This is a genomic window from Breoghania sp. L-A4, from assembly GCF_003432385.1.
GTDB lineage: Bacteria > Pseudomonadota > Alphaproteobacteria > Rhizobiales > Stappiaceae > Breoghania.
The window spans coordinates 4,192,910-4,213,742 of the sequence record NZ_CP031841.1; the positions used below are offsets into that span (position 1 = coordinate 4,192,910).

The 20,833-nt window shown below is 64.2% G+C and carries 17 protein-coding genes and 1 pseudogene; 5 read left to right on the plus strand and 13 right to left on the minus strand.

Features of this window, described 5'->3' with window-relative positions; genetic code table 11:
• Positions 1 to 44: 44 nt before the first annotated feature.
• Entirely contained in the window at positions 45 to 1,862 is a 1,818-nt protein-coding gene (locus tag D1F64_RS19175; protein WP_117413731.1) for a diguanylate cyclase, read from the minus strand.
• A 321-nt stretch (positions 1,863 to 2,183) separates the two neighbouring features.
• On the opposite strand from D1F64_RS19175, the gene D1F64_RS19180 reads away from it, so the two are divergent.
• Positions 2,184 to 3,140: an aminotransferase class IV gene (locus tag D1F64_RS19180; RefSeq protein ID WP_117413732.1), complete on the plus strand. Its 957-nt coding sequence runs from the start codon at positions 2,184 to 2,186 to the stop codon at positions 3,138 to 3,140.
• Positions 3,137 to 3,871: an HAD family hydrolase gene (locus D1F64_RS19185; protein WP_117413733.1), complete on the plus strand. Its 735-nt coding sequence runs from the start codon at positions 3,137 to 3,139 to the stop codon at positions 3,869 to 3,871. Before D1F64_RS19180 ends, D1F64_RS19185 begins: the two co-directional genes overlap by 4 nt.
• 280 nt (positions 3,872 to 4,151) lie before the next feature.
• Here the strand turns inward: D1F64_RS19185 and fliJ are convergent, their stop codons facing one another.
• Together fliJ and fliI are read right to left on the minus strand one after the other, a co-directional pair.
• A complete protein-coding gene (gene fliJ, locus D1F64_RS19190; protein ID WP_117413734.1) occupies positions 4,152 to 4,562 on the minus strand; it encodes a flagellar export protein FliJ in 411 nt (136 codons plus the stop codon).
• 29 nt (positions 4,563 to 4,591) lie between these two features.
• On the minus strand, positions 4,592 to 5,917 hold the full coding sequence (fliI, locus tag D1F64_RS19195) for a flagellar protein export ATPase FliI (protein WP_117414724.1): 1,326 nt from the start codon (positions 5,915 to 5,917) through the stop codon (positions 4,592 to 4,594).
• 369 nt (positions 5,918 to 6,286) lie between these two features.
• Here fliI and D1F64_RS19200 point away from each other — a divergent pair, with 369 nt between their 5' ends.
• Positions 6,287 to 6,982 carry a response regulator transcription factor gene (locus D1F64_RS19200; RefSeq protein WP_117413735.1) on the plus strand — a complete coding sequence of 232 codons (696 nt, stop codon included), beginning with the start codon at positions 6,287 to 6,289 and terminating at the stop codon, positions 6,980 to 6,982.
• 353 nt (positions 6,983 to 7,335) lie between these two features.
• On the opposite strand, the gene D1F64_RS19205 is transcribed toward D1F64_RS19200, so the two are convergent.
• The 7 genes and pseudogenes from D1F64_RS19205 to D1F64_RS19235 all read right to left on the minus strand — a co-directional run bounded on the left by D1F64_RS19205 (position 7,336) and on the right by D1F64_RS19235 (position 14,521).
• Complete coding sequence (locus D1F64_RS19205) at positions 7,336 to 8,223, minus strand: protein-glutamate O-methyltransferase CheR (protein WP_117413736.1); 888 nt, start codon at positions 8,221 to 8,223, stop codon at positions 7,336 to 7,338.
• Positions 8,220 to 9,395 (minus strand): chemotaxis response regulator protein-glutamate methylesterase, encoded by a 1,176-nt coding sequence (locus D1F64_RS19210; protein ID WP_162901659.1) that lies wholly within the window; start codon positions 9,393 to 9,395, stop codon positions 8,220 to 8,222. Before D1F64_RS19210 ends, D1F64_RS19205 begins: the two co-directional genes overlap by 4 nt.
• A gap of 25 nt (positions 9,396 to 9,420) precedes the next feature.
• Positions 9,421 to 9,786, minus strand: coding sequence for a response regulator (locus tag D1F64_RS19215; protein ID WP_117414725.1), 366 nt, complete (start codon positions 9,784 to 9,786; stop codon positions 9,421 to 9,423).
• Between the two features lie 38 nt (positions 9,787 to 9,824).
• Positions 9,825 to 10,316, minus strand: coding sequence for a chemotaxis protein CheW (locus D1F64_RS19220; RefSeq protein ID WP_117413738.1), 492 nt, complete (start codon positions 10,314 to 10,316; stop codon positions 9,825 to 9,827).
• Positions 10,313 to 13,032: pseudogene (locus D1F64_RS19225) on the minus strand (chemotaxis protein CheW). The gene D1F64_RS19220 and the pseudogene D1F64_RS19225 overlap by 4 nt, the downstream one beginning before the upstream one ends.
• Before the next feature lie 154 nt (positions 13,033 to 13,186).
• A complete protein-coding gene (locus D1F64_RS19230) occupies positions 13,187 to 13,831 on the minus strand; it encodes a histidine phosphotransferase family protein (protein WP_117413739.1) in 645 nt (214 codons plus the stop codon).
• 228 nt (positions 13,832 to 14,059) lie between these two features.
• Positions 14,060 to 14,521 carry a hypothetical protein gene (locus tag D1F64_RS19235; protein WP_117413740.1) on the minus strand — a complete coding sequence of 154 codons (462 nt, stop codon included), beginning with the start codon at positions 14,519 to 14,521 and terminating at the stop codon, positions 14,060 to 14,062.
• 394 nt (positions 14,522 to 14,915) lie between these two features.
• Between D1F64_RS19235 and D1F64_RS19240 the strand changes: the two genes are divergently transcribed.
• Positions 14,916 to 15,410 carry a DUF1134 domain-containing protein gene (locus D1F64_RS19240; RefSeq protein WP_248304806.1) on the plus strand — a complete coding sequence of 165 codons (495 nt, stop codon included), beginning with the start codon at positions 14,916 to 14,918 and terminating at the stop codon, positions 15,408 to 15,410.
• A 472-nt stretch (positions 15,411 to 15,882) separates the two neighbouring features.
• A complete protein-coding gene (locus D1F64_RS19245) occupies positions 15,883 to 17,061 on the plus strand; it encodes a hypothetical protein (RefSeq protein ID WP_117413741.1) in 1,179 nt (392 codons plus the stop codon).
• A 46-nt stretch (positions 17,062 to 17,107) separates the two neighbouring features.
• Here D1F64_RS19245 and pobA read toward each other — a convergent pair whose 3' ends face one another.
• The 3 genes from pobA to D1F64_RS19260 all read right to left on the minus strand — a co-directional run bounded on the left by pobA (position 17,108) and on the right by D1F64_RS19260 (position 20,696).
• Positions 17,108 to 18,277, minus strand: a complete 1,170-nt coding sequence (gene pobA / locus D1F64_RS19250) for a 4-hydroxybenzoate 3-monooxygenase (protein ID WP_117413742.1) — start codon at positions 18,275 to 18,277, stop codon at positions 17,108 to 17,110.
• A gap of 453 nt (positions 18,278 to 18,730) precedes the next feature.
• A complete protein-coding gene (locus D1F64_RS19255; RefSeq protein WP_117413743.1) occupies positions 18,731 to 20,050 on the minus strand; it encodes a TRAP transporter large permease in 1,320 nt (439 codons plus the stop codon).
• Positions 20,051 to 20,087: 37 nt separating this feature from the next.
• Positions 20,088 to 20,696 carry a TRAP transporter small permease gene (locus tag D1F64_RS19260; RefSeq protein WP_117413744.1) on the minus strand — a complete coding sequence of 203 codons (609 nt, stop codon included), beginning with the start codon at positions 20,694 to 20,696 and terminating at the stop codon, positions 20,088 to 20,090.
• Positions 20,697 to 20,833: the final 137 nt, after the last annotated feature.

Here is a 20,833-nt window from a genome sequence, read left to right on the forward strand (position 1 = left end):
CCCGCCGTTGTCCCACAGCGCCCGCGCCACGGCAAGCCGCCGGCCTACCCGCGCCGTGTACGCCTGCCGGCTACAGTCCGCGCCGGCCCGCCGGGCGCGGCGTCGTCTCTGCCGGGCTTGCCGGATGAAACGACGGCGCCGGCCAGGCGATAGCATCCGCCATCGGAATACTTGGCCTCATACATCGCCTTGTCCGCGGCAAGCAGAAGCGCGCCCGGCGTGCGTCCGTCCTCGGGCGCAATGGCGATTCCGATGCTGGCGGAGATTTCCACCCGAGCCTGCTCCAGATCATAGGGCTGGGCCAGCCGCCCGGCGAGGCTTTCCGCGATGCCAATCACATCCTCAGGCGCGGCGATGCCGGGAAGGATCACAGCGAACTCGTCGCCGCCCAGCCGCGCCACGAGATCATTCTCGCGCATGTGACCGCGAAACCGATTGGCCACCGCGCGCAACAGCGCGTCGCCCGCATCATGCCCGTAGGTGTCGTTGATCGCCTTGAAACCGTCCAGGTCCACATACAACAGCGCGCAGCGGCTCCCGGCTTCCGCCGAGCGATCCAGATGGTCAGCGAATTCGGAACCGAACAGGGCCCGGTTTGGCAGATCGGTCAGGGGGTCAAAGTGCGCCTTGTGCCAGATCGCCTTTTCCGCCTCGAGGCGGGCGGTGATGTCGCGCGCGGAAATAAGATACTGACGCTCGTCTTCCTTGCCGAAAAATCCCAGGCGGACTTCCACGGGAACCATTTCGTTCGATACGGTGCGCAACGCGCTCACAAACTCGTCCTCGGCGCCAGAGGCCACCGGATTGTCTCCCGGATACTCGACGACAATCGTCTCGACCGGCCGGCCGATCAGCGACTCGCGGGCAAAGCCCAGACGCTCGCAGAGCTGGTGGTTACAGTCGACGATCGTGCGGGTGGCGTCATACACCAGAAGGGAATCGCGCGCGTTGTCGAACAGCGAGCGCAGCTGCGCCCGCTCCATCTGCGTCTCGTGATGCAGAATATCCAGGGAACGACCCACCGCCTGGGTGCGCCGGATCACGCGCAAGCTGAACGCGAACAGCAACAACGTGCTGACCAGCATGAAGGGCACCGCGACGAGCACGAACATCACGCCGATCGGCCGGCTGTTCCAGGCGATCTGCACAGGAACCGTGCCGTCGTTCATGCGCAGGCGAAGGGCATTGTTGAACCCGTCCGCGCCTGCGGGTGTCACCGCCGCGTCCTTCAGGGAATAGCGCTCTGCCATCCTGCCGAGCATCGCGCCGTCAACCGCCATCGCCAAGACGAGCCACGACATCACCGCGGGCAAGGTCCGAGTCTCAAATTGCTCCGAGGTGTAGACAGGCGACAGCGCCACCAGATGCGGCAGTCCGCCCAGCATCACCCAGCCCACCGCACCGCCGGCGTTCTGCTGTCCCTCCATGCGCTCATTGCGCCGCGCGATCAGCTTCGCGATCTCCACCTTGAAGAGCTCGCGAAAATCGTCGGCGTGATGATCTTCCTTTTCAACCGGGGCCATGCGGGTCCCCGCCGCGTCGATCACCACGGCGAGATCCAGCTTGTGAACGGTGAGCAGATAGCCGGTCAGCTCCCGTTCCAACGTCTCCACATCGCGACTCGCGATCATGTCGACGGCTTCGTCCCAGAAACCGAAATCAATCACGATGCCCCTGAGCTTGTCGGACGCGTCGGAGAGATGCGCGCTGACGAGCGCCCGATCATGCTCCTTGGTTAGCCGATACTGCTGGACCAGCGAAAACGCCGCCGCGCCGGAGATCGCGCAAAATGCGATGGCGAAGATCGCCACCTGCGTCAGCACGATCCCCTTGAGAATTTCAACCACGCCCTTTTGGATCATTCACGAAGTCCCGGATTTTTCGCATCCCTGGATTCCAGAACACTACAAATATATGAAACAACGTCTAATATCTGAAAAACACATAGAATCCGAAAATTTATCCTTGGTATTTAAAACAATCACCGCCCATACAGCGGATATATACTTACACGGACAGGCAACCTACCTGCCTTCTCACAGTCGATCCCCGGCTCGAGGTCATGGCCTTATGGCCGGCCGCTTCCGGCCCGCAGAAACGCCTCACAGCATCGCGATTGCCAATCAGTCAGACGCGTGGAACAGTCGCCTTCCCTGTCCCCACACCCGAGGCAATTCCCGACGATGACGACCGGCACGCACGACTATTTCGACGACCCGCGCAACGCGGATATCCTGATTTCCGTCAATGGCGAGCTGGTGCCCCGGCAGCAGGCGGTGGTGTCGGTGTTCGACTCCGGTTTCATTCTCGGAGACGGCGTCTGGGAGGGCCTGCGCGTGGTCGACGGCGGCATCGCCTTCCTCGACGCGCATCTCGACCGGCTCTTTGACGGCGCGAAATATCTCGACATGGACATCGGGCTGGACAGGACGGAACTCACGGCCCGGATCTTCGAGTGCCTGGCCGCGAACGGCATGGTCGAGGGCGCGCACATTCGCCTGATGGTCACCCGGGGCGTCAAGAAGACCCCGTATCAGGATCCCCGCGTCACCATCGGCGGACCGACCATCGTCATCATCCCGGAGTACAAGACCGCCAATCCGCAGGTCATCGAAAACGGCATCACGCTGTTCACCGTGCACGTGCGCCGCACAGCGCCCGACATGCAGGACCAGAAGCTCAACAGCCACTCCAAGATCAACTGCATCCAGGCCTGCATCCAGGCGACCAAGGCCGGCGCCGACGAGGCCCTGATGCTGGATCCGCAGGGCTGCGTAGCCACCTGCAACTCGACGCATTTCTTCATCATTCGCAACGGCGAGGTCTGGACCTCGGACGGCACCTATTGCCTGGGCGGCATCACCCGCTCCAACGTCATCGCGCTCTGCCGCGCCAACGGCATTCCGGTGCACGAGAAACGCTTCTCGCTGTTTGATGTCTATGGCGCCGACGAGGCCTTCGTCACCGGCACCTTCGCGGGGCTCACCCCGGTGCGCTCCGTCGACGGCCGCGAAATCGGGGCGCCCGCGCCCGGCGGCGGGCACAGCGGCCCGCTCACGGCGAAACTGAGTGCGCTCTACAAGGACTTCGCGAAATCCACGGTCACACGTCCCCAGGGCAAGGACGGGCGCGCGCAATGACGATCCGCATCGCCATGTGGTCGGGTCCGCGCAACATCTCCACCGCGATGATGCGCGCATTCGAGAACCGCGCGGACACCGCCGTGTGGGACGAGCCCTTCTACGCCGCCTATCTCAGGCAGACCCGCATCGAGCATCCGATGGGCGACGCCATTCTCGCCCACCACGAGACCGACTGGCGCAAGGTCGCGGAGCAGGCCATCGGTCCCGCGCCCGGCGGCGCGCCGGTGTTCTACCAGAAGCACATGACGCAGCACATGGTCGGCGCTTTCGGCCGCGACTGGATGGACCACGCGGAGGTCCGGCATGCGTTTCTGATCCGCGATCCGGAGAGCGTGCTGGCCTCCTACACGGTCAAGCGCGGCGCGGTCACGCTCGACGACATCGGCTTCACGCAGCAGGCGGAGATTTTCGATCGCGTCGCGGAGCGTTTGGGTGAAGCGCCGCCTGTGGTGGCGTCAAATGACGTGCTGGCGGATCCGCGAGGGGTGCTTACGCGGCTGTGCGCGGCGCTCGGCGTTGCCTTCGATCCCGCCATGCTGTCGTGGCCTGCGGGCCGCAGGGACAGCGACGGCGTCTGGGCGCCGCACTGGTATCACGCGGTGGAGGCCTCGACGGGGTTCGCGCCGCCGCGCGACCCGGTCGCGTTCGAGACTCTCGACGATGCCCTGAAACCCATCGCCGAGGCCGCGCGCCCGCACTACGAAAGGCTGGCGAAACATCGCCTCTGATCGGGATCGGTATGTCGCGCCGTCACGGCCTCGATGCGCGCACCGCGAGGCGGCGTCCGGCCAGGGCCCGTTGCCGGGGAAAGCGAAGAACTCCATCTGCGTGCGGGTGGACGCGCAGCAGAGGGAAAAAGCACAGCGGGATGCGGGAACGCGAATTGGCGATACGATACAACAGACGGGGTGAGGATCGTGTGAACCATCGGGTGCGGACCGCCGGACGGCCCACAGCAGCGTCAGGGATGCGAAAGGAACTCATCGCCGGCAGGCATGCGCGCCCGCCTCAACGGTACGCGTGATTGCGGCCGGCGATCTCGTCCAGTTCTTCCTGTTCGGCCAGATCCGCGGCTTCGCGCTCGCGTTCCTGATCACGCTCCTCGAGCAGCTCGATCTTCTTGAGCTCCTCGACCGCTTCCGCCAGTTCGTCCTGGGCACGCTCCTGCTGGCCGTGCAACTCCTCGGCCGAAGCCTTGAGGTTGTCGCGCCGCTGCATCGCCGCCTTGGCGAACGTTGGATAGGCGAAATGGCTCACGTCGTCGATGCCGACGCGCTCCTGCTCGGATGCGATCTGAGCATCGAGCTCGCCCGCCATGCGGTCGAATTCGGCGATCATCGTCTCGATCTGCGCCAACTGGCGTCGTTTGTCGTCGACCTGAAACCGTTTCAGGCGAATTAGGCTCTCACGGGACTTCATTACGCAGTACTCCCCTGACCTGAGACACGCTACTCCAGAGTCATTTCCAAAAGGTTGGCAAGCTGCAAATAACCGTCTTCGATGCTGGTGGCCTCGGCTTTTCCCTGATTCAGGAAGGCTTCCAGCGCATCGTGTTTGGCGATCGCAGCGTCGACGAGCGGATCGGACCCGCTCCGGTACGCGCCCAGCCTGATCAATTCCTCCATATCGGCGTAGGCGGACATCAGCCGCCTCGCCTGAAGAATCAACTCTCGGGCATGTTCCGGTACACAGCCAGGCATTGTACGCGAAACTGATTTCAAAACATTAATGGCCGGGAAGCGGCCGCGCTCGGCGATGGCGCGCTCCATCACGATGTGGCCGTCGAGAATGCCGCGCACCGCATCCGCCACCGGCTCGTTGTGGTTGTCGCCTTCCACCAGAACCGTAAACAACGCCGAGATCGTTCCGCTTCCGGCGGGACCGGGGCCCGCGCGCTCCAGAAGCCGCGGCAGTTCCGTGAACACCGTGGGCGTATACCCCTTCGAGGTCGGCGGCTCGCCGGCGGCCAGACCGATCTCGCGCTGCGCCATGGCGAAGCGGGTCACGGAATCCATCATGCACAAGACGCTGGAGCCTTCATCACGGAAGAACTCCGAGACCGCCAGCGTCAGATAGGCGGCCTGGCGGCGCATCAGCGCGCTTTCGTCCGACGTTGCGACGATCACCACCGCGCGCGCAAGGCCCTCATCGCCCAGATCGTCCTGAATGAACTCCTGCACCTCGCGGCCGCGCTCGCCGATCAGTCCGATCACCGTCACGTCGGCGGAGGTGTTGCGCGCCAGCATCGACAGCAGCACCGACTTTCCGACGCCCGAGCCCGCGAAAATGCCCATCCGCTGCCCCTGGCAGCAGGTGGCGAAGGTGTTGAGCGCGCGCACCCCGAGATCGATCGGCCCGCCGACGCGCATGCGCTCGCCCGGCGCCGGCGGCTTGCGCCGCAGCGCCCGCGCTTCCAGCCCGCGCGGAAGTTCGCCCTTGCCGTCGATCGGTTCACCCATGGCGTTGATGACCCGGCCGAGCCAGGCCTGCGACGGCCGCACGGAACTGTCGCGCTCGGCGAGCACCGCCCGGCAGCCCATGCGCACGCCCTCCATGCCGGAAAACGGCAGGCACAGCGCGCGTTCGTCACGGAAGCCGACCACCTCGGCGAGAACGTTGTCGAGCGCCCCGTCGCTTTCGATGGAAAGGCGCGCGCCGACGCTCATCTCGTGCACCGGACCGGCGACTTCGACGAGCAATCCCTGCACGCCCACGACCCGCCCGTAGATTTCCACCGGGTCCAGTGATTCGATTTCGTTAATTAGGGTGCGCAATTCCGCCATCCCGTTAATCATTTCGCCGATGGTAACCGATCGTTTACACATCTGGTTAATCATATTCTCGAGGCTATGGTGGAACATGAGCCTTTCGGGTCAATGCAATCGAAGGTACGAGTCAAAAAGGCAACTTACGTCGGAACGCTCATGTTATTTCTGACCAACCGGAACGCGGTTTTCATCGGGGATTTCAACTAATTCGACGAAAATCCACAGACTCGACCTTAAATTGCTTGCGGTAGTGAATCAGTTTTTGTTAACCATTGTGTCGAAAGTTCGATCCGCGGTTAACAGCAGTCATTCGCCGCGATCGCTGACCTTACTGAGGTGCGATTTGCCCAGAATAGGCAAGACGAGGAATTTGGCATGCGGGTACTGCTGATTGAGGACGATAGCGCCACGGCGCAGAGCATCGAATTGATGCTCAAGTCCGAGAATTTTAACGTTTATACGACTGACCTTGGCGAGGAAGGCATCGACCTCGGTAAGTTGTATGACTATGACATCATCCTGCTGGATCTGAACCTGCCGGACGTCTCGGGATACGAGGTGCTGCGCACCTTGCGGGTCTCGAAGGTCAAGACGCCTATCCTGATCCTCTCCGGCCTCGCCGGCATCGAGGACAAGGTGCGCGGGCTCGGTTTCGGTGCGGACGACTACATGACCAAGCCGTTCCACAAGGACGAGCTGGTCGCCCGCATCCACGCGATCGTACGCCGCTCCAAGGGCCACGCCCAGTCGGTCATCACGACCGGCGACCTGACGGTCAATCTCGACACCAAGACGGTCGAGGTCAGCAGCCAGCGCGTGCATCTGACGGGCAAGGAATACCAGATGCTGGAGCTTCTGTCCCTGCGCAAGGGCACGACGCTCACCAAGGAGATGTTCCTCAATCATCTCTACGGCGGCATGGACGAGCCGGAACTGAAGATCATCGACGTGTTCATCTGCAAGCTTCGCAAGAAGCTGGCGGCCGCGACAGCCGGCAAGAACTACATCGAGACCGTCTGGGGACGCGGCTACGTGCTGCGCGAACCGGAAGAGGAAAAGGTCGCCTCCTAGGACCGGCTTGTTTCGGACGGACCCACCCGCGGTCCGCATCCAGATTGGCCAGGCGTCTTCCCACGGGAGCGGCTCAGAATCCCGAGATACCGGATAAAGGGGCCCATGCCGTCGCAGGCATGGGCCCCTTTCTGTTGCGCGCACGGCGTGCCGCGCCCGTCCCGCGTGCGGACAGCAATGAATGGTATCCCCGCGCGCCCGCGCATGGCGCCCATGCACCAGCCGGGGAAGCCGATGTCCAGGGTAAGCGGCAACGGGCATCGCGGGGCTGCATTTGAACCGCTTGCGAAACAAAAAAGGGAGCGTGACGGCTGGCCACGCTCCCTTTTTATCGATTGTCTGTCCGTGATCGCTCAGCGCGCCAGGCGCGACAGCCCGCCGCTAACCGCGGCTTTCGGCATGCTTGCGCCGGAAGCGGCGCTCCCCGCCACCGGGCGTAGCTGGTAGAGCCCGCGCAGGGTCGGCACCGGCTGGAACTGGTCCGACAGCCCGACCACGGTTTCCGCCGCCCCCAAGGCCAGATAGCCGTCGGCGGGCAGGATCTTCGCCGCCCGCGTCAACACGTCGGACTTCGCCGCCTGGTCGAAATAGATCAGCACGTTGCGGCAGAAGATGATGTCGAACTCGCCCAGCGTGGAGAAATTCTCCAGCAGGTTGAGCTGGCGCCACTGCACCATGCCGCGGATCTCGGGGTTCACCTGCCAGACGTCGCCGGTCTGGCTGAAATATTTCAAGAGCAGCTGGATCGGCAGCCCGCGCTGCACCTCGAACTGGCTGTAGATGCCGGTCTTGGCCTTCTCCAGCACCTCGTTCGACAAGTCCGTGCCGATGATCTCGAACCGCCAGCCGGGCATCTTCGCGGCGGCTTCCTTCAGGCACATGGCCAGCGAATAGGGCTCCTGCCCCGTCGAGGCGGCCGCGCACCAGATGCGAAGGCGCTTCTTCATCGCCCGCTTTTCGATCAGCGCCGGCAGCATCACGTTCGTGAAATTGTCGAAGGGCGTCTTGTCACGGAAGAAGAACGACTCGTTCGTCGTCATCGCCTCGACGACATCCGTCTCCAGCGCCCGCGCCGTGCCGGTCCTGAGCTTCTGGATCAGGACGCTGAGCGACTCCAGGCCGGTCTTGCGCGCGATCGGCATCAGCCGGCTCTCGACGAGATACTGCTTCTCGCTGCTCAGCACGAGGCCCGAGCGCGTCTTCAGGAATCCTTTGAGATACTCGAACTCGGCGGGGGTCAACGGCGACCTCCAAGAATGCGTGTGATCTTCGGTCCGATTTCAGACAGCGCAAGCACGTCGGAACACTGGCCGGTATGCGCGGCCGCGCCCGGCATGCCCCACACGACACTGCTCTTCTCGTCCTGCGCGATGATGCTGCCGCCGCTCGCGGCGATGGCGCGCGCGCCATTGGCGCCGTCCGACCCCATGCCGGTCAGCACGATCGCCAGGGTCGCCGACCCATAGGCCTTGGCCACACTGTCAAACAGCGGATCGACGGCGGGCCTGCAGAAATTCACCGGAGGATCCTCGTTCAGGCGCGCCACGACACCCGCCGCGGTCTTCTCGACGACCATGTGCTTGCCGCCGGGCGCCACATAAATGTGGCCGGGCTTCAGCAACACGCCGTCGGTCGCTTCCGCCGCCGGGCACATTGCCGCCTTGGATATGTGTTCGGCCAGAATGGCCGTGAATGTGGGCGGCATATGCTGGGTCACCAGCACCGGCACCTCACGCAGGCTCGAGCCGATATCGCGAAACAGCGCCTGCAGCGCCTGCGGGCCGCCGGTCGAGCTGCCAATGGCGAGTACGCGCGGCTTCACCGAGGCGTAGGGACGCAGCGTGAACGTTGCCGTATGGCCAGTGGGCCGCGTTGCGGCGCGCGCGGCGGCCGGGGCGGCGGCTGCACCTGCCGCGGTTTCCGCGCGCATCGGCCGGCGGATGCCGGCGGCGCGGTCACGCTTGCGCATGCCCAGCGACTTGACCTTGTCGATAAGGTCCCGGCGGAAATCGACCGAGGTGGTGACGTTGGCGGAGGATTCGGGTTTCGGGACGTATTCCTGGGCGCCGAGCGACAGCGCCTTCAAACTGATCTCGGCGTTGCGCCGGGTCAGCGTCGACGCCATCACCACGACCAGATCGCGCCTCTTGGCGAGCATCAACGGCAGGGCCGTCATGCCATCCATGACCGGCATCTCGATATCCAGCACCACCACATCGGGATTGCTGCGCTCGATGTCATCGACCGCGAGCTGGCCGTTGCGATGAGTCGCGACCACGGCAAGCGCCGGATCGGCGTCGATCCAGCGCCCGATGAGACCGCGGATGACGACGGAATCGTCAACGACCATTACGCGAACGGGATCAGTGACCGTTGCGGCTCCGTGGGAAGCCGGCTGGGAAGCGAGTGTCATGATGTGCGCCGATCATATTTATTTTTTAAAGCAGGCCGACTTCTTGGAATTTCGCCTCGACGATCTCGCGGTCGAACGGCTTCATGATGTATTCGTTCGCGCCCGCGCGAATGGCCTTGGCAATATGGGCGACATCATTTTCCGTGGTGCAAAAGACGACGGTCGGCTTCTCGCCGCCCTCTTCCTGACGCAGGTTCGTGAGGAATTCCATCCCGTCCATGACCGGCATGTTCCAGTCGAGCAGGATCGCGTCGGGCATGGCGGCTCGACAGATGTCGAGGGCTTCCTTGCCGTCTTCGGCTTCCGAAATAGTGAATTCCAGATCTTCGAGAATCCGGCGCGCCACCTTTCGGATGACGCTTGAATCATCGACCACCAAACACGTTTTCATCGCACTCTCCTGGACCCCAATGATGCGGGGATCAAACATTAGGCAGCCAAAGGCTCGCTCATCATTGCGCCAAGGAGGCGAGCGACGTCGAGGATAACCATGAGCTGGCCGTCAAGGCGGTGGACACCGGCGGAAATCTCGGCCCACCGCTGGTCGAGGTTCGTCGGGTTCGGCTCGCGTGAACTCTCCGGAAGATTGAGCACCTCACCCACGGCGTCGATGACGAGGCCGTAGGATTCACCCTTGTACTCGATGCCGACCGCCATCATCGTCTGGTCGCTTTCGAGCGGCTCCAGATGCAGGCGGCGGCGCATGGCGATCGCCGTGACGATGCGGCCGCGCAGGTTGAGAACGCCCGCGACTTCCGGCGGCGACAGCGGCACCTTGGTGACGCTTTCAGGCGCGAACACGTCGTGCACCTGGTTGATCGGCAATCCGAAGAGCTGACCACCGATGACCACGGTCACATATTGCGTCGTGCCGGTGGCGACATCGGCGTGGTTGATGTTGGCCCTGTCTTTCCCGCTCATGCCGCAATCCTAACTTCGTTCGAAAACGCTTCCTTGATCGCCGCGATCAGGCCGGGCCGATCGAACTTGGCGACATAGTCATCAAAGCCGGCCTGGCGCCCGCGCTCGATCGACGCGGCGGTAACCAGCGACGACAGGGCGAGAATGGGCATCTGGCGGTACCGCGGGTCGCGCCTGAGCGCCTCGCAGAATTCGAAGCCGTTGACGTCCGGCATCTCGATGTCGCTGACGACCACATCGAACTTGCGGCCGCTCTGCAGCAGTTCCACGGCGGCGCGCGCGCTGTCGCACACGGTCACGTCGTAGCCCGCCGCCTTGAGAACCGGCGTCAGCATGTTGCGGAAGAACGCCGAGTCGTCGACGAACAACAGCTTCTTGGTGAGTGCGTCCTCCGCCATCTCCTTGCGGATGAACCAATCCTCGAAAGCCTGCGGCAGGTAGTGACCCAGATCGATGATCTCGGTGGCCCGCTCCTTGATGATCGCGGAGCCGAGAACGCCGGGGCTGTCGGATCCCACCTCGATGTCGAGCTGGCATTCCACGATATCGACGATCTCGTCGACCACCAGGCCCATCGAACGGCCGCTGTCGGAGAACACCAGCATCGGCTGGGTGCCCTCGGTGCGGTGCGTGGAGCCCGCCTGGATGTAGACCAGCGGCATCAGCGCGCCGCGATACTGCACCAGGTCGCGGCCGTTGGAACGCTCGATGTCGTTGATATCGAACTCTTCCAGACGCGTGACCAGCGACAGCGGAACCGCCTTGGGCTCCTTCGAACCCGCGCGGAACAGCAGCATGGAGGTCACGTCGTGGTTGTTGACGATCTTGCGCTTGGCGGCCGCTTCCGCCTCTTCCTCGCTCTGCTCAAGCAGGGCGGAGGATGCGTGGCTGGCCATCGCGCTGGCGACGCCGTTGGGATCGATGATCATGATCACCGAGCCGTCGCCCAGAATGGTGTTGCCCGAGAACATGGCGATGTTGCGCAGCATCGTGGACATCGGCTTGACGACGATTTCCTCGGTGTGGAACACGCCGTCGACGACGACGCCGAAGGTCTGGTTGCCGACCTGCATGACGACGATGAAGCCGTTGTCGTGATCCAGGCTCTCGTCGACTTCCTTGGCGCTTTCCATGCCCAGGATGTGCGACAGATGGAGCAGCGGCAGAAGCTTGTCGCGCAGACGCAGCACCGGGGTATCCTTGATGCGCTCGATCCGGTGCTCGGAGTTGTTCTGCACGCGGACGAGTTCGACCACCGACAGCTGCGGAATGGCGAACCGGTCGCCGGAGCTTTCGACGATCAGCGTGGAGACGATGGCCAGCGTCAGCGGGATCTTGATCATGAAGGTGGTGCCCTTGCCGGGCACCGACTTCAGATCGACCGAACCGCCGATCATCTCGATGTTGTTGCGCACCACGTCCATGCCGACGCCGCGGCCGGAAACGCTCGTCACCTTGGCGGCGGTGGAGAAGCCGGCGGCGAAGATCATCCGATGGATCTGCGCGTCGGTCATCTTCTCCAGTTCGGCTTCGGTGTGAAGGCCGCTGTCGATTGCCTTGCGCTTGATCGCGTCGACGTCGAGACCCCTGCCGTCATCCTTGATCTCGATGATGATGTGGCCGCCTTCATGGAAGGCGGAAAGGGTCACGGTGCCCTTTTCCGACTTGCCGGCGGCGATACGGCCCTCGGTCGTCTCAAGGCCATGGTCGGCGGAGTTGCGGACCATGTGCGTGAGCGGATCCTTGATCAGCTCCAGCACCTGGCGGTCGAGTTCCGTTTCGGCGCCAACCATCACCAGGTCGATGTCTTTGTTGAGTTCCTGCGCCAGATCGCGCACCACGCGCGGCAGCTTCTGCCAGGCGTTGCCGATCGGCTGCATGCGCGTCTTCATGACGCCTTCCTGCAGTTCGGCCGTCACGTTGGACAGACGCTGCAGCGGCACCTTGAACTCGGAATCCTCGTGCCTGCGGACGATTTCCAGAAGCTGGTTGCGTGTCAGCACCAGCTCGGAGACCATCGTCATCAGGTGTTCCAGCGTTTCCACGTTGACGCGGATCGACTGGTTGGAAACGGAGCCCTTCTTGTCGCCGGTCGCCTTGTCGCCAGCCGGCTTTGCGGCGGCTTCGGGCTCATCGTCGGCGGCTTCCAGCGCCGGAAGCTCGAGCGCCTTCGGCTTGGGTGCGGGAAGCTCGATCTCGACGGCCGTCTCGCGGAAGGCCCGCTCGAGCTCTTCCTCGGAGACCTCGCCAGGGCGCAGGCCGCGGTCGGGCTCGGCGGCGGCGGCCGGGGCAGCCTCCACCGGCGCCTCCGCAACGACCTCATCCGCGGCCACGTTGAATGCGTTTTCGGACAGTTCCTCGAGCTGGGAGATAAGGTCCTGATCGGACCCGGCCGGCTCGTCGCCCTCGGCCTGTTCCAGATCGGCAAGAATTTCCTTGATCCGGTCGATGGATACGAGAATCAGCGACACGGCGTCCTGGGTAACCGGTGCACCGTCGCGGAACTTGCCCATCAGCGTCTCGCCGGCATGCGCCAGAGCTTCCAGACGGGCAAGCCGAGGAACCCGCAGGTTCCCTTGATCGTATGAACGAGACGGAAGATATTGTTGAGGATTGTCGCGTTGTTAGGTTCCTGTTCGAATTTCACGAGTTCCACGTCGACGACGTCAAGACTCTCGTTTGTTTCGGTCAGAAACTCCCGAAGTAGATCATCCATTCCCTGTGCCCACCCGCAACTGTTCGGCCAGTATTGCATCGCAGCGTGATGAAAGGGTCACAACGCGACATGTGAGCGGACTGCCCACGACCGAGAGTGTCGGAGGAATAGGTTAAGATAGATTGAAGCTGGATCGGGCTCGAATTGCGTGAAACTACCGACCGAGGACGGTTGAAATCACCACCGTCTCATCGGTTTTCACAAGCGTTACAGTCACCCCGCAGTCGCGCGCGAGCAACCCGGTATACGCGGGCTGCACCGCATGCGCATCGACACGCTCGACCTCCTCGTCGTTGAGCAGGTCCGGCACCGCCACGGGGATGCGCGCGTTGAGGCCCTTCGCCGTCAGCCGGAACAGCGGCTTCTCGCCGCCTTCCTCAAGCTCCACCTTGATGGAGCCGCCGCGCGGCACGCACTGATTGGCGATCAGCACGAGATTCATCAACAGCTTGACCTGGTTCTTGGCCATCAGCAGACGCGGCACAACCCATTCCAGGTCCGCCTTTTCGCCCGCCATGTAGCCTTCGGTCACCGACTGCGCGTCGCCGAGATCGATTTCCGCGCCCACCGAACCGGCCGCGCCGAACGCCAGCCGGGCGAACTGCAGCTTGGCGGACGCCTGTCGCGCGCTCTTGCGGATGAGGTCCATGGCGAACTCGCGCATGTCCTCGTTGCCTTCCTCGTCAAGCACTTCCAGCCCGTTTGTGATGGCGCCCACCGGCGAGATGATGTCGTGGCAGACGCGGCTGGCAACCAGCGCAGCAAGGTCGAGAGGCGACAGATCGAATGGCTTGGTCATGAAATCCTCGGCAACCGTTGTCTGGTTGATTCGTGGCGGTGCCATGAGCGTTACACCTGCAGCCCCGCCGTGCCAAGACGAACAGCCACGCATTGCAGGGCGCTGAGCCTGTTCAACGGGCGCGCTCCGCCCAGACGCGCTCGGCCGCCGCCAGGTTCTGCTTGGCGGCCGACAGCCACAGGAACCGCTTGGAGGGTGAGAAGAAGAAATACAGCCGCCGGCCGTAGATCAGCCAGATCGCCGGGTCGCCGTGGGTCGTGGCCCCGACGCCAGCACCAACGGGTCGTAGCCGCCAAATTGCGGCGCATAGACCTCGGGCGCGGCCTCGAAGGCAGCCATATTGCCTTCATTGACGAAGCGCCACACCACGCCGGACCAGAAAAGCTCATATCGCCGCTCACCGCGCCGCGGCTTGCGGTCGACGAAATAGGCCACGGGATCGTAACCGAGCAGCGCCAGGCCGGTCATCGGGTCGACGAGAATATCGCGGGAGTTCGTCGGCAGTCTTGTGGCCGGTTCCGGCGCCGATTGCGGCGCGGCCGCGTCGGGCGTGGACAGATCGGGCGCGGCCGGCATCCCGCCATCGGACATTTGCCACGGAGAGCCGGCGGGATCCATGCTCTGCGCCCGCACCGCCCGCGGCCCGTTCGGACCCGCGATCGCCCCCAGCACCATTGCCGCAAGCACCATCGCGGCCCCCGCCCTATCCTCGCCGGATTTCGTCTAGACTTTGGCATCGATTCGCTTTCACCGTCGCGGCCATGCCGGCCGCGCAATCCACACCGGCGTTTCCGCGCGGCAGACCATAGAGCGTTTGGCGGGAAATGTCGGCACTGACGCCACGCCGGAACGCCGCGCGATCATCGCTCCCGCAACCGATGATCGCCACAGCATGGTCTGGCGCTCGATATACGGTCAACATTCGCGCCCGGACGTTCGCTCCGGCGCCGCAGAAGACATGGGAGTTCGTTGCATGAACATGGGCAAGAACACGGGATTGAACGTTTCGGCCCTCGCGCGGCGCGCGCTGGGAGTGCTGGCGATTGCCTCCGCGTTGCTGCTGCCGCAGGCAGCTCAGGCGCAGATGCCGGAAGAAAACACCTACTCGCAGGACGAAATCGTCAACGCCGGGCACAAGTTCTTCGGCAAGGTTTCCGGCGGCCTCGCCGCCATGGTGGAACGCGCCGTCTCCCAGTATGGCAGCCCCAACGGCTATATCCTGGGCGAGGAGGGATCGGGCGCGATCGTGGCCGGCGCCCGCTACGGCGAAGGCACGCTTTACACGCGCAACGCCGGCAACCACACCGTGTTCTGGCAGGGGCCGTCGCTTGGCTGGGACTTTGGCGGCGACGGCGCGCGCACCATGATGCTGGTCTACAATCTGCCGAACGTGGACGCCATGTACAACCGCTTCATCGGCGTGAACGGCTCCGCCTATCTTGTCGGCGGCTTCGGCATGTCGGTGGTCTCCAACCACGACATCTACGTCGTGCCGATCCGCTCCGGCGTCGGCGCCCGGCTCGGCATCAACGTCGGCTATCTCAAGTTCACCCAGAAGCCGACGTGGAACCCGTTCTGAGGCCTCCGCGCCACAGGTCGCAATCTTCATGAGGCGGTTTGGCGGTTCCGCATAAGCCCGCCCTTGGCCTGCGCACGTTCCTCGGGTAATCATGCTAAACATCATGCCGCGCGGCGGAAACACGCCACGCCCGCGGCATGACGGACGGTTCAATTCGGTGTCGTTTGACAAAAATGGAGCATTTCCGCGATAGTAAATCGCTTAGTAATTCAACATCTTGGCGTGCGCAAAGGCCACCCGATTGCAATTATTTCGGAGTGTGCGCCTGACGACGGATCACATCGGAAGACTTTCTTGTTTTACGATACGTCTGTATAAAGTTTCAAACAGTTAGCAGTATGATTGGCGTTCCGGCACAGACCGCTGAATGCTCTCGCACCGAAGGTGCGGTCAACCACTGCGGGTCCCGGCGCTGCATCCCGGGCAGTTGCCGGTCGGGACGTCACGACGGGCGTGTGTACGGAATTGAAACGTGATCAACGCGGCAATGTTTTTCGCCCTCGGCGCCCTGACAGCAGGGCTGCTGATGCTGCTGATCGGACCGGCCGTCTGGCGCCGGGCCGTGCGGCTGACCCGGCGCGCGGTCGAGGCGACCACCCCGATGTCCCTGGCCGAGGTGCATGCCGCGCGTGATCAGTTGCGGGCGGAATACGCGGTTGAGACCCGCCGTCTGGAACTTGCCCGCACGGCGCTCTCCGACAAGGTCGTGCGCCAGCAGGTCGAGATTTCCGGCAGCCGCGAGGCCGCCAAGTCGATCGCGCTGGACCTTAGCGAGAAACTCAAGATCATCGATGAAGCGGAAGCCCGCGAAACGGCGCTGCGCGCGGAACTGCGCCACAACGAGACCGAGCTGGCCCGCGTCTCCGCCCGCCTGCGCGAAACCGAGATGGATCTCAAGCGCCGCTCGCAGCAATTCGTCGAACTGTCGCAAAAGCTGACGCGCGATGCCGTGACCAGCGCCGAGAATGCCGGAGGCGAATTCCCCGAACTTGCTGTCATGGAAGCGGAGATCGCCGCGCAGAAGACCCGCCGCAGCGCGGACGAGGCGAAGATCCTCGCGCTGGAAAGCGAATTGTCGCAACTCCGCCGCCGCTATGCCGCCCTGGAAGACGCGCGCATCGGCATGACGGCCGCCCCCGGGCGCACGGCCCCGGCCAGCAACGCCGTCATGCAGAAGCTGGAGGGGCTGGTCATCGACCTGGAAGGCCGCAACGTGGAATCCCAGGCGGAGATCACCCGCCTGTCGCTGCAGCTCGAGAGCCTGCGCGGCAACGGCGGCGACAACATGGAAGGCGCGCTCGTCTCGCTGGAGGCGGAGAACAATGCGCTCGCCGAGGAGCTGAACCGCACCGCGGTGGAGCGCGGCCGGCTGGAGAGCCAACTCAAGAAGCTGGCCCAGGCCGAGGACCGCGAGAACTCCGCGCTGCGTGAACAGATCACCCAGCTCGCGGCCCAGTTCGCCGCGATGACGGCGGACAAGGAAGGCGCGGGCTCGGCCATCGACAAGATCCTCACGGACGCGGAAGAGGCGCAGGGCGGCGCGCAGCAGCGCGCCAACGGCCCGTCCGGCCGTCCGGGAAGTCTCGCCGACCGGATCCGCGGCCTGCGCAAGCCCGCCGACGAGCCCAAGCCCGCCGCCCAGTCCCGCTAAGGGATCTCACGCGCGGAGACGCGCAGGGCGTCTCCCTTCCCAATACCTAGTACGGCAATCCCACATAGTTCTCCGCGAGCGCCGCCGCGCCCACTTTGGACGAGGTGACGTAGTCCAGCTCGGCGATCTGCATCTTGCGGTCGAACGCCGAGCTGTCGGGGAACGTGTGCAGCAGATTGGTCATCCACCAGGAGAACCGCTCCGCCTTCCAGATCCGCCGCAACGCGTCCTCCGAATAGCGCTCGATCAGCATCTCGGAGCCGTTGTCGTAGAAATCGATCATCGCGCGGGCCAGGTAATAGACGTCCGAGGCCGCCAGATTGAGCCCCTTGGCGCCGGTCGGCGGCACGATATGGGCGGCGTCCCCGACGAGGAACATGCGGCCGAATTTCATCGGCTCGGCGACGAAGGAACGCAACGGCGCGATGCTCTTCTCGATCGACGGGCCGGTGATCAGCGCCTCCGCCGTCTCCGTGTCCACCCGGCGGCGCAACTCATCCCAGAAGCGGTCGTCCGACCATGCGTCGACCTTGTCGTCGAGCGGGCACTGCACGTAGTAGCGGCTGAGAACGTTGGAGCGCATGGAGCACAGGGCGAAGCCGCGCTCGTGATTGGCGTAGATCAGCTCGTGGCTGACCGGCGGGGTCTCCGACAGAATTCCGAGCCAGCCGAAGGGATAGACCCGCTCGAACGTCTTGAGCACATCCTGCGGGGCCGCTTTGCGCGAGGCGCCATGATAGCCGTCGCAACCGGCGATGAAATCGCAGTCCAGACGATGCGTTACCCCGTCCTTGCGATAGGTGACATGGGGCTTGGCGCCGTCGAAGTCGTGCAGCGCCACGTCCTCGGCCTCGTAGACGATCACGCCGCCCTCGGCCAGCCGCGCGTCGACCAGGTCCCTGGTCACTTCCGTCTGGCCATAGACCATCACGGTCTCGCCGGTCAGCGCCTTGAAATCGATCCGGTGGCGACTGCCGTCGAAACACAGTTCCGTGCCGTCATGGATCAACCCTTCGCGGTGCATGCGCGCGCCAACGCCCGCCTCGTCCAGCATCTTCACCGCGCCCTGCTCGAGAACGCCGGCGCGGATCCGGCCCAGCACATACTCCAGGCTGCGCTGCTCAAGGATTACCGAGTCGATGCCCTGCCGGTGCAGGATCTGAGAGAGCAGCAGGCCCGAGGGGCCCGCGCCGATGATCGCGACTTGGGTGCGCATGGTCTCGTGTTTCCTCCTCAAGCAAATCCAGGACCAAGGGGAAACCGGTTTATCCGTCCGGATTTGCGTAAAAACAATGGCTTGGAGCCAAGATCCGCTTCTTTGAGAACCGCATCCGCTGCAAGCGAATTCGCACCGGCACAGTATGCACCTGCCCGGGGCAGGCGATGGAGGAAATCCAGAAACGCTTGAACATTTTGCGCCGCCCACGCGCCCGGCGCACAAACGCAAGGGCGCCGGCCGGGTTTCCCCGGCCAGCGCCATTTGGCGACAAGACGCATACCCCTCGGTCGTCATCCTCGGCCTTGTGCCGAGGATCCATGGTTTCAATGGCTTGTGGATGGTCGGGACAAGCCCGACCATGACGAGGAAGAGGTTGCTATGCCTTGTCCGCGGCATCGGCCGGCCGGAATTTTCCGGTCGGCTCCGCGTGTCTTGGGCCTTTGATCCGCGTCAGCGCATCATCTGCGGCAGCCAGTTGGCCAGTCCCGGCACGAAGAGCACCATGGCCGCGGCCACGACGATCAGGATCCAGTAGGGCATGGAGCCGCGGAAAATCATCGCGAGCGACACGGCCCGGTCCGGCACCGACGCCTTCACGGTGTAGACCAGCAGGCCGAAGGGCGGCGTCAGCAGCCCCGCCTCGATGATCAGGATTCCGAAGATGGCGAAGGCCAGCGGGTCGTAGCCAAGCTGGATGGCCAGCGGCGCGAAGATCGGCACCGTCAGCAGGATGATCGAGACCGAGTCGATCAGCATCCCCAGCACCAGCCAGATGCCGCCCATCATCATCATCAAGGCGATAGGCCCCAGGCCGGTGCCCAGCAGCATCGCCTTGATGGCGTTCACCGCGCCGCCCAGGGCCAGCAGCCGCGAATACATCGTGGCCGTGACCAGCAGGATCATGATTGGCGCCGTCGTCCGCCCGGCGTTGTAGATCGCGTCGATGATCTGGCTCCAGCGCATGCCCTTGACCAGGCCGATGACCAGCGCGCCGAGCACGCCGAAACCGGCGGCCTCGGTCGGCGTGAACAGCCCGCCCCAGATGCCGCCGATGACCAGCATCACCAGCGCGCCGATGCCAAGCCCGCCGATGGCCTCCGAGCGGCGTTCGGCCGCGCTCATGTCGGCGAGATTGTTGTCGGTGGCCGGAGGCGCGATGGAGGGATCCAGCTTCACCGCCACCACGCAGTAGAGCGCGAACATCACCGCCAGCAGCACGCCGGGCACGATGCCCGCCATGAACAGCGCGCCCACGGACATTTCGGTCAGGATCGCCCAGACGATCATCAGCACGCTCGGCGGGATCAGCATGCCGAGGCAGGCGGAGCCGGCGACCGCGCCCAGCGCGAAGGTCTGGCGGTAGCCGAGCTTGCGCATTTCCGGATAGGCAATGCGCGAGAAGGTGGCGGCCGCGGCGATCGAGACGCCGGTGACGGCCGCGAACACCGCGTTGCCGGCGACCGTGGCGACCGCGAGACGGCCCGGAATGCGCCGCAGCAGCCGGTCGCAGATGCGGTAGAGATCCCGCGCGGCGCCGGAGCGGCCGACGAGATCTCCCATCAGCACGAACAGCGGGATCACCGCGAAGACATCCTTGCGGATGGCCTCATAGGCGGTGGTGCCGATGATCGACATGGCGACATCGAAGCTGCCCATCATCAGGTAGACGCCGAGCGCGCTTGTGACGCCCAGCGCAACGGTGATGTGAACGCCCATGAGAATGAGGATGATCAGCAAGGCGATCATCCAGAGAACGATATCGGCACCCATCAGCCCCGATCCCCCTGTGTTTTGGTGAGCCGGGCCTTCAGGACCGCGTGAGTGAAACGGGCATGGCGTCTTCGTCCGGCAAGCGGCCGGTCCAGTCGAAGACGATCATCATGGCGTAGGCGAGGGCTGAGAACAGCGCGGTGACGATCAGCAGCGTGCGCACCGGCGAGGTCGGCACGCGCAGCGAGCCTTCGCCCTCGTATTCGCCGATCCGCCAGGCATCCAGCATCGGCTCCCACGAGGAATAGGCGAGACCGAGAAACAGCCCGATGGCGAGGATCCCGGCGAAGGTGCGCAGCACGCGGCGGCCCGTGGGGCCGAGCGCGTCGGCGACCAGCGGCGTGCGCAGCATCGAGCCGGTGTAGATCGCCAGCGGCAGTTGCAGGAAGGCGATGGCGACGATGGAGTTCTGGATGATTTCCTTGGTGCCGGGGAGCGGCGCCCCGAACATGCCGCGGCCGGCCACGTCGATGAAGATGATCACCGCGAGCCCGAAGGTCCAGAAGGCCGAGATCAGGTGGATCAGCCGCGCGACATTGACGATGGACGCGGTTATTCCGCGCTCCGGGATGCTCCGCCCGTGCGCCGGGCTGCGCGGCGCGCCGCGCCCCTTCATCGGGTCCGGTGCTGGATTGATGTCGGTCATATACGCTTGCGCCGCGGCCTTTTCGGCCGCCGCCCCCTCCGTTTGCGTTCCCCTCGCATGCCGTGGCCGCCGGTCGCTGGTTGCCGCGAATTGCCCCGCCGGCCGCGTCCTTGACGCGCGAAATGCCTGCCGGTTGT

Excerpts from the sequence above, each read along its gene's own strand:
- pobA (WP_117413742.1), bottom strand. The coding sequence starts at position 18,277 with ATGCGCACCCAAGTCGCGATCATCGGCGCGGGCCCCTCGGGCCTGCTG.
- D1F64_RS19220 (WP_117413738.1), bottom strand. The coding sequence starts at position 10,316 with ATGAGCGGGAAAGACAGGGCCAACATCAACCACGCCGATGTCGCCACC.
- D1F64_RS19180 (WP_117413732.1), top strand. The coding sequence starts at position 2,184 with ATGACGACCGGCACGCACGACTATTTCGACGACCCGCGCAACGCGGAT.
- D1F64_RS19230 (WP_117413739.1), bottom strand. The coding sequence starts at position 13,831 with ATGACCAAGCCATTCGATCTGTCGCCTCTCGACCTTGCTGCGCTGGTT.
- D1F64_RS19240 (WP_248304806.1), top strand. The coding sequence starts at position 14,916 with ATGCCGGAAGAAAACACCTACTCGCAGGACGAAATCGTCAACGCCGGG.
- D1F64_RS19235 (WP_117413740.1), bottom strand. The coding sequence starts at position 14,521 with ATGGTGCTTGCGGCAATGGTGCTGGGGGCGATCGCGGGTCCGAACGGG.
- D1F64_RS19215 (WP_117414725.1), bottom strand. The coding sequence starts at position 9,786 with ATGAAAACGTGTTTGGTGGTCGATGATTCAAGCGTCATCCGAAAGGTG.
- D1F64_RS19260 (WP_117413744.1), bottom strand. The coding sequence starts at position 20,696 with ATGACCGACATCAATCCAGCACCGGACCCGATGAAGGGGCGCGGCGCG.
- D1F64_RS19255 (WP_117413743.1), bottom strand. The coding sequence starts at position 20,050 with ATGGGTGCCGATATCGTTCTCTGGATGATCGCCTTGCTGATCATCCTC.
- D1F64_RS19200 (WP_117413735.1), top strand. The coding sequence starts at position 6,287 with ATGCGGGTACTGCTGATTGAGGACGATAGCGCCACGGCGCAGAGCATC.
- D1F64_RS19185 (WP_117413733.1), top strand. The coding sequence starts at position 3,137 with ATGACGATCCGCATCGCCATGTGGTCGGGTCCGCGCAACATCTCCACC.
- D1F64_RS19210 (WP_162901659.1), bottom strand. The coding sequence starts at position 9,395 with ATGACACTCGCTTCCCAGCCGGCTTCCCACGGAGCCGCAACGGTCACT.
- D1F64_RS19175 (WP_117413731.1), bottom strand. The coding sequence starts at position 1,862 with ATGATCCAAAAGGGCGTGGTTGAAATTCTCAAGGGGATCGTGCTGACG.
- fliJ (WP_117413734.1), bottom strand. The coding sequence starts at position 4,562 with ATGAAGTCCCGTGAGAGCCTAATTCGCCTGAAACGGTTTCAGGTCGAC.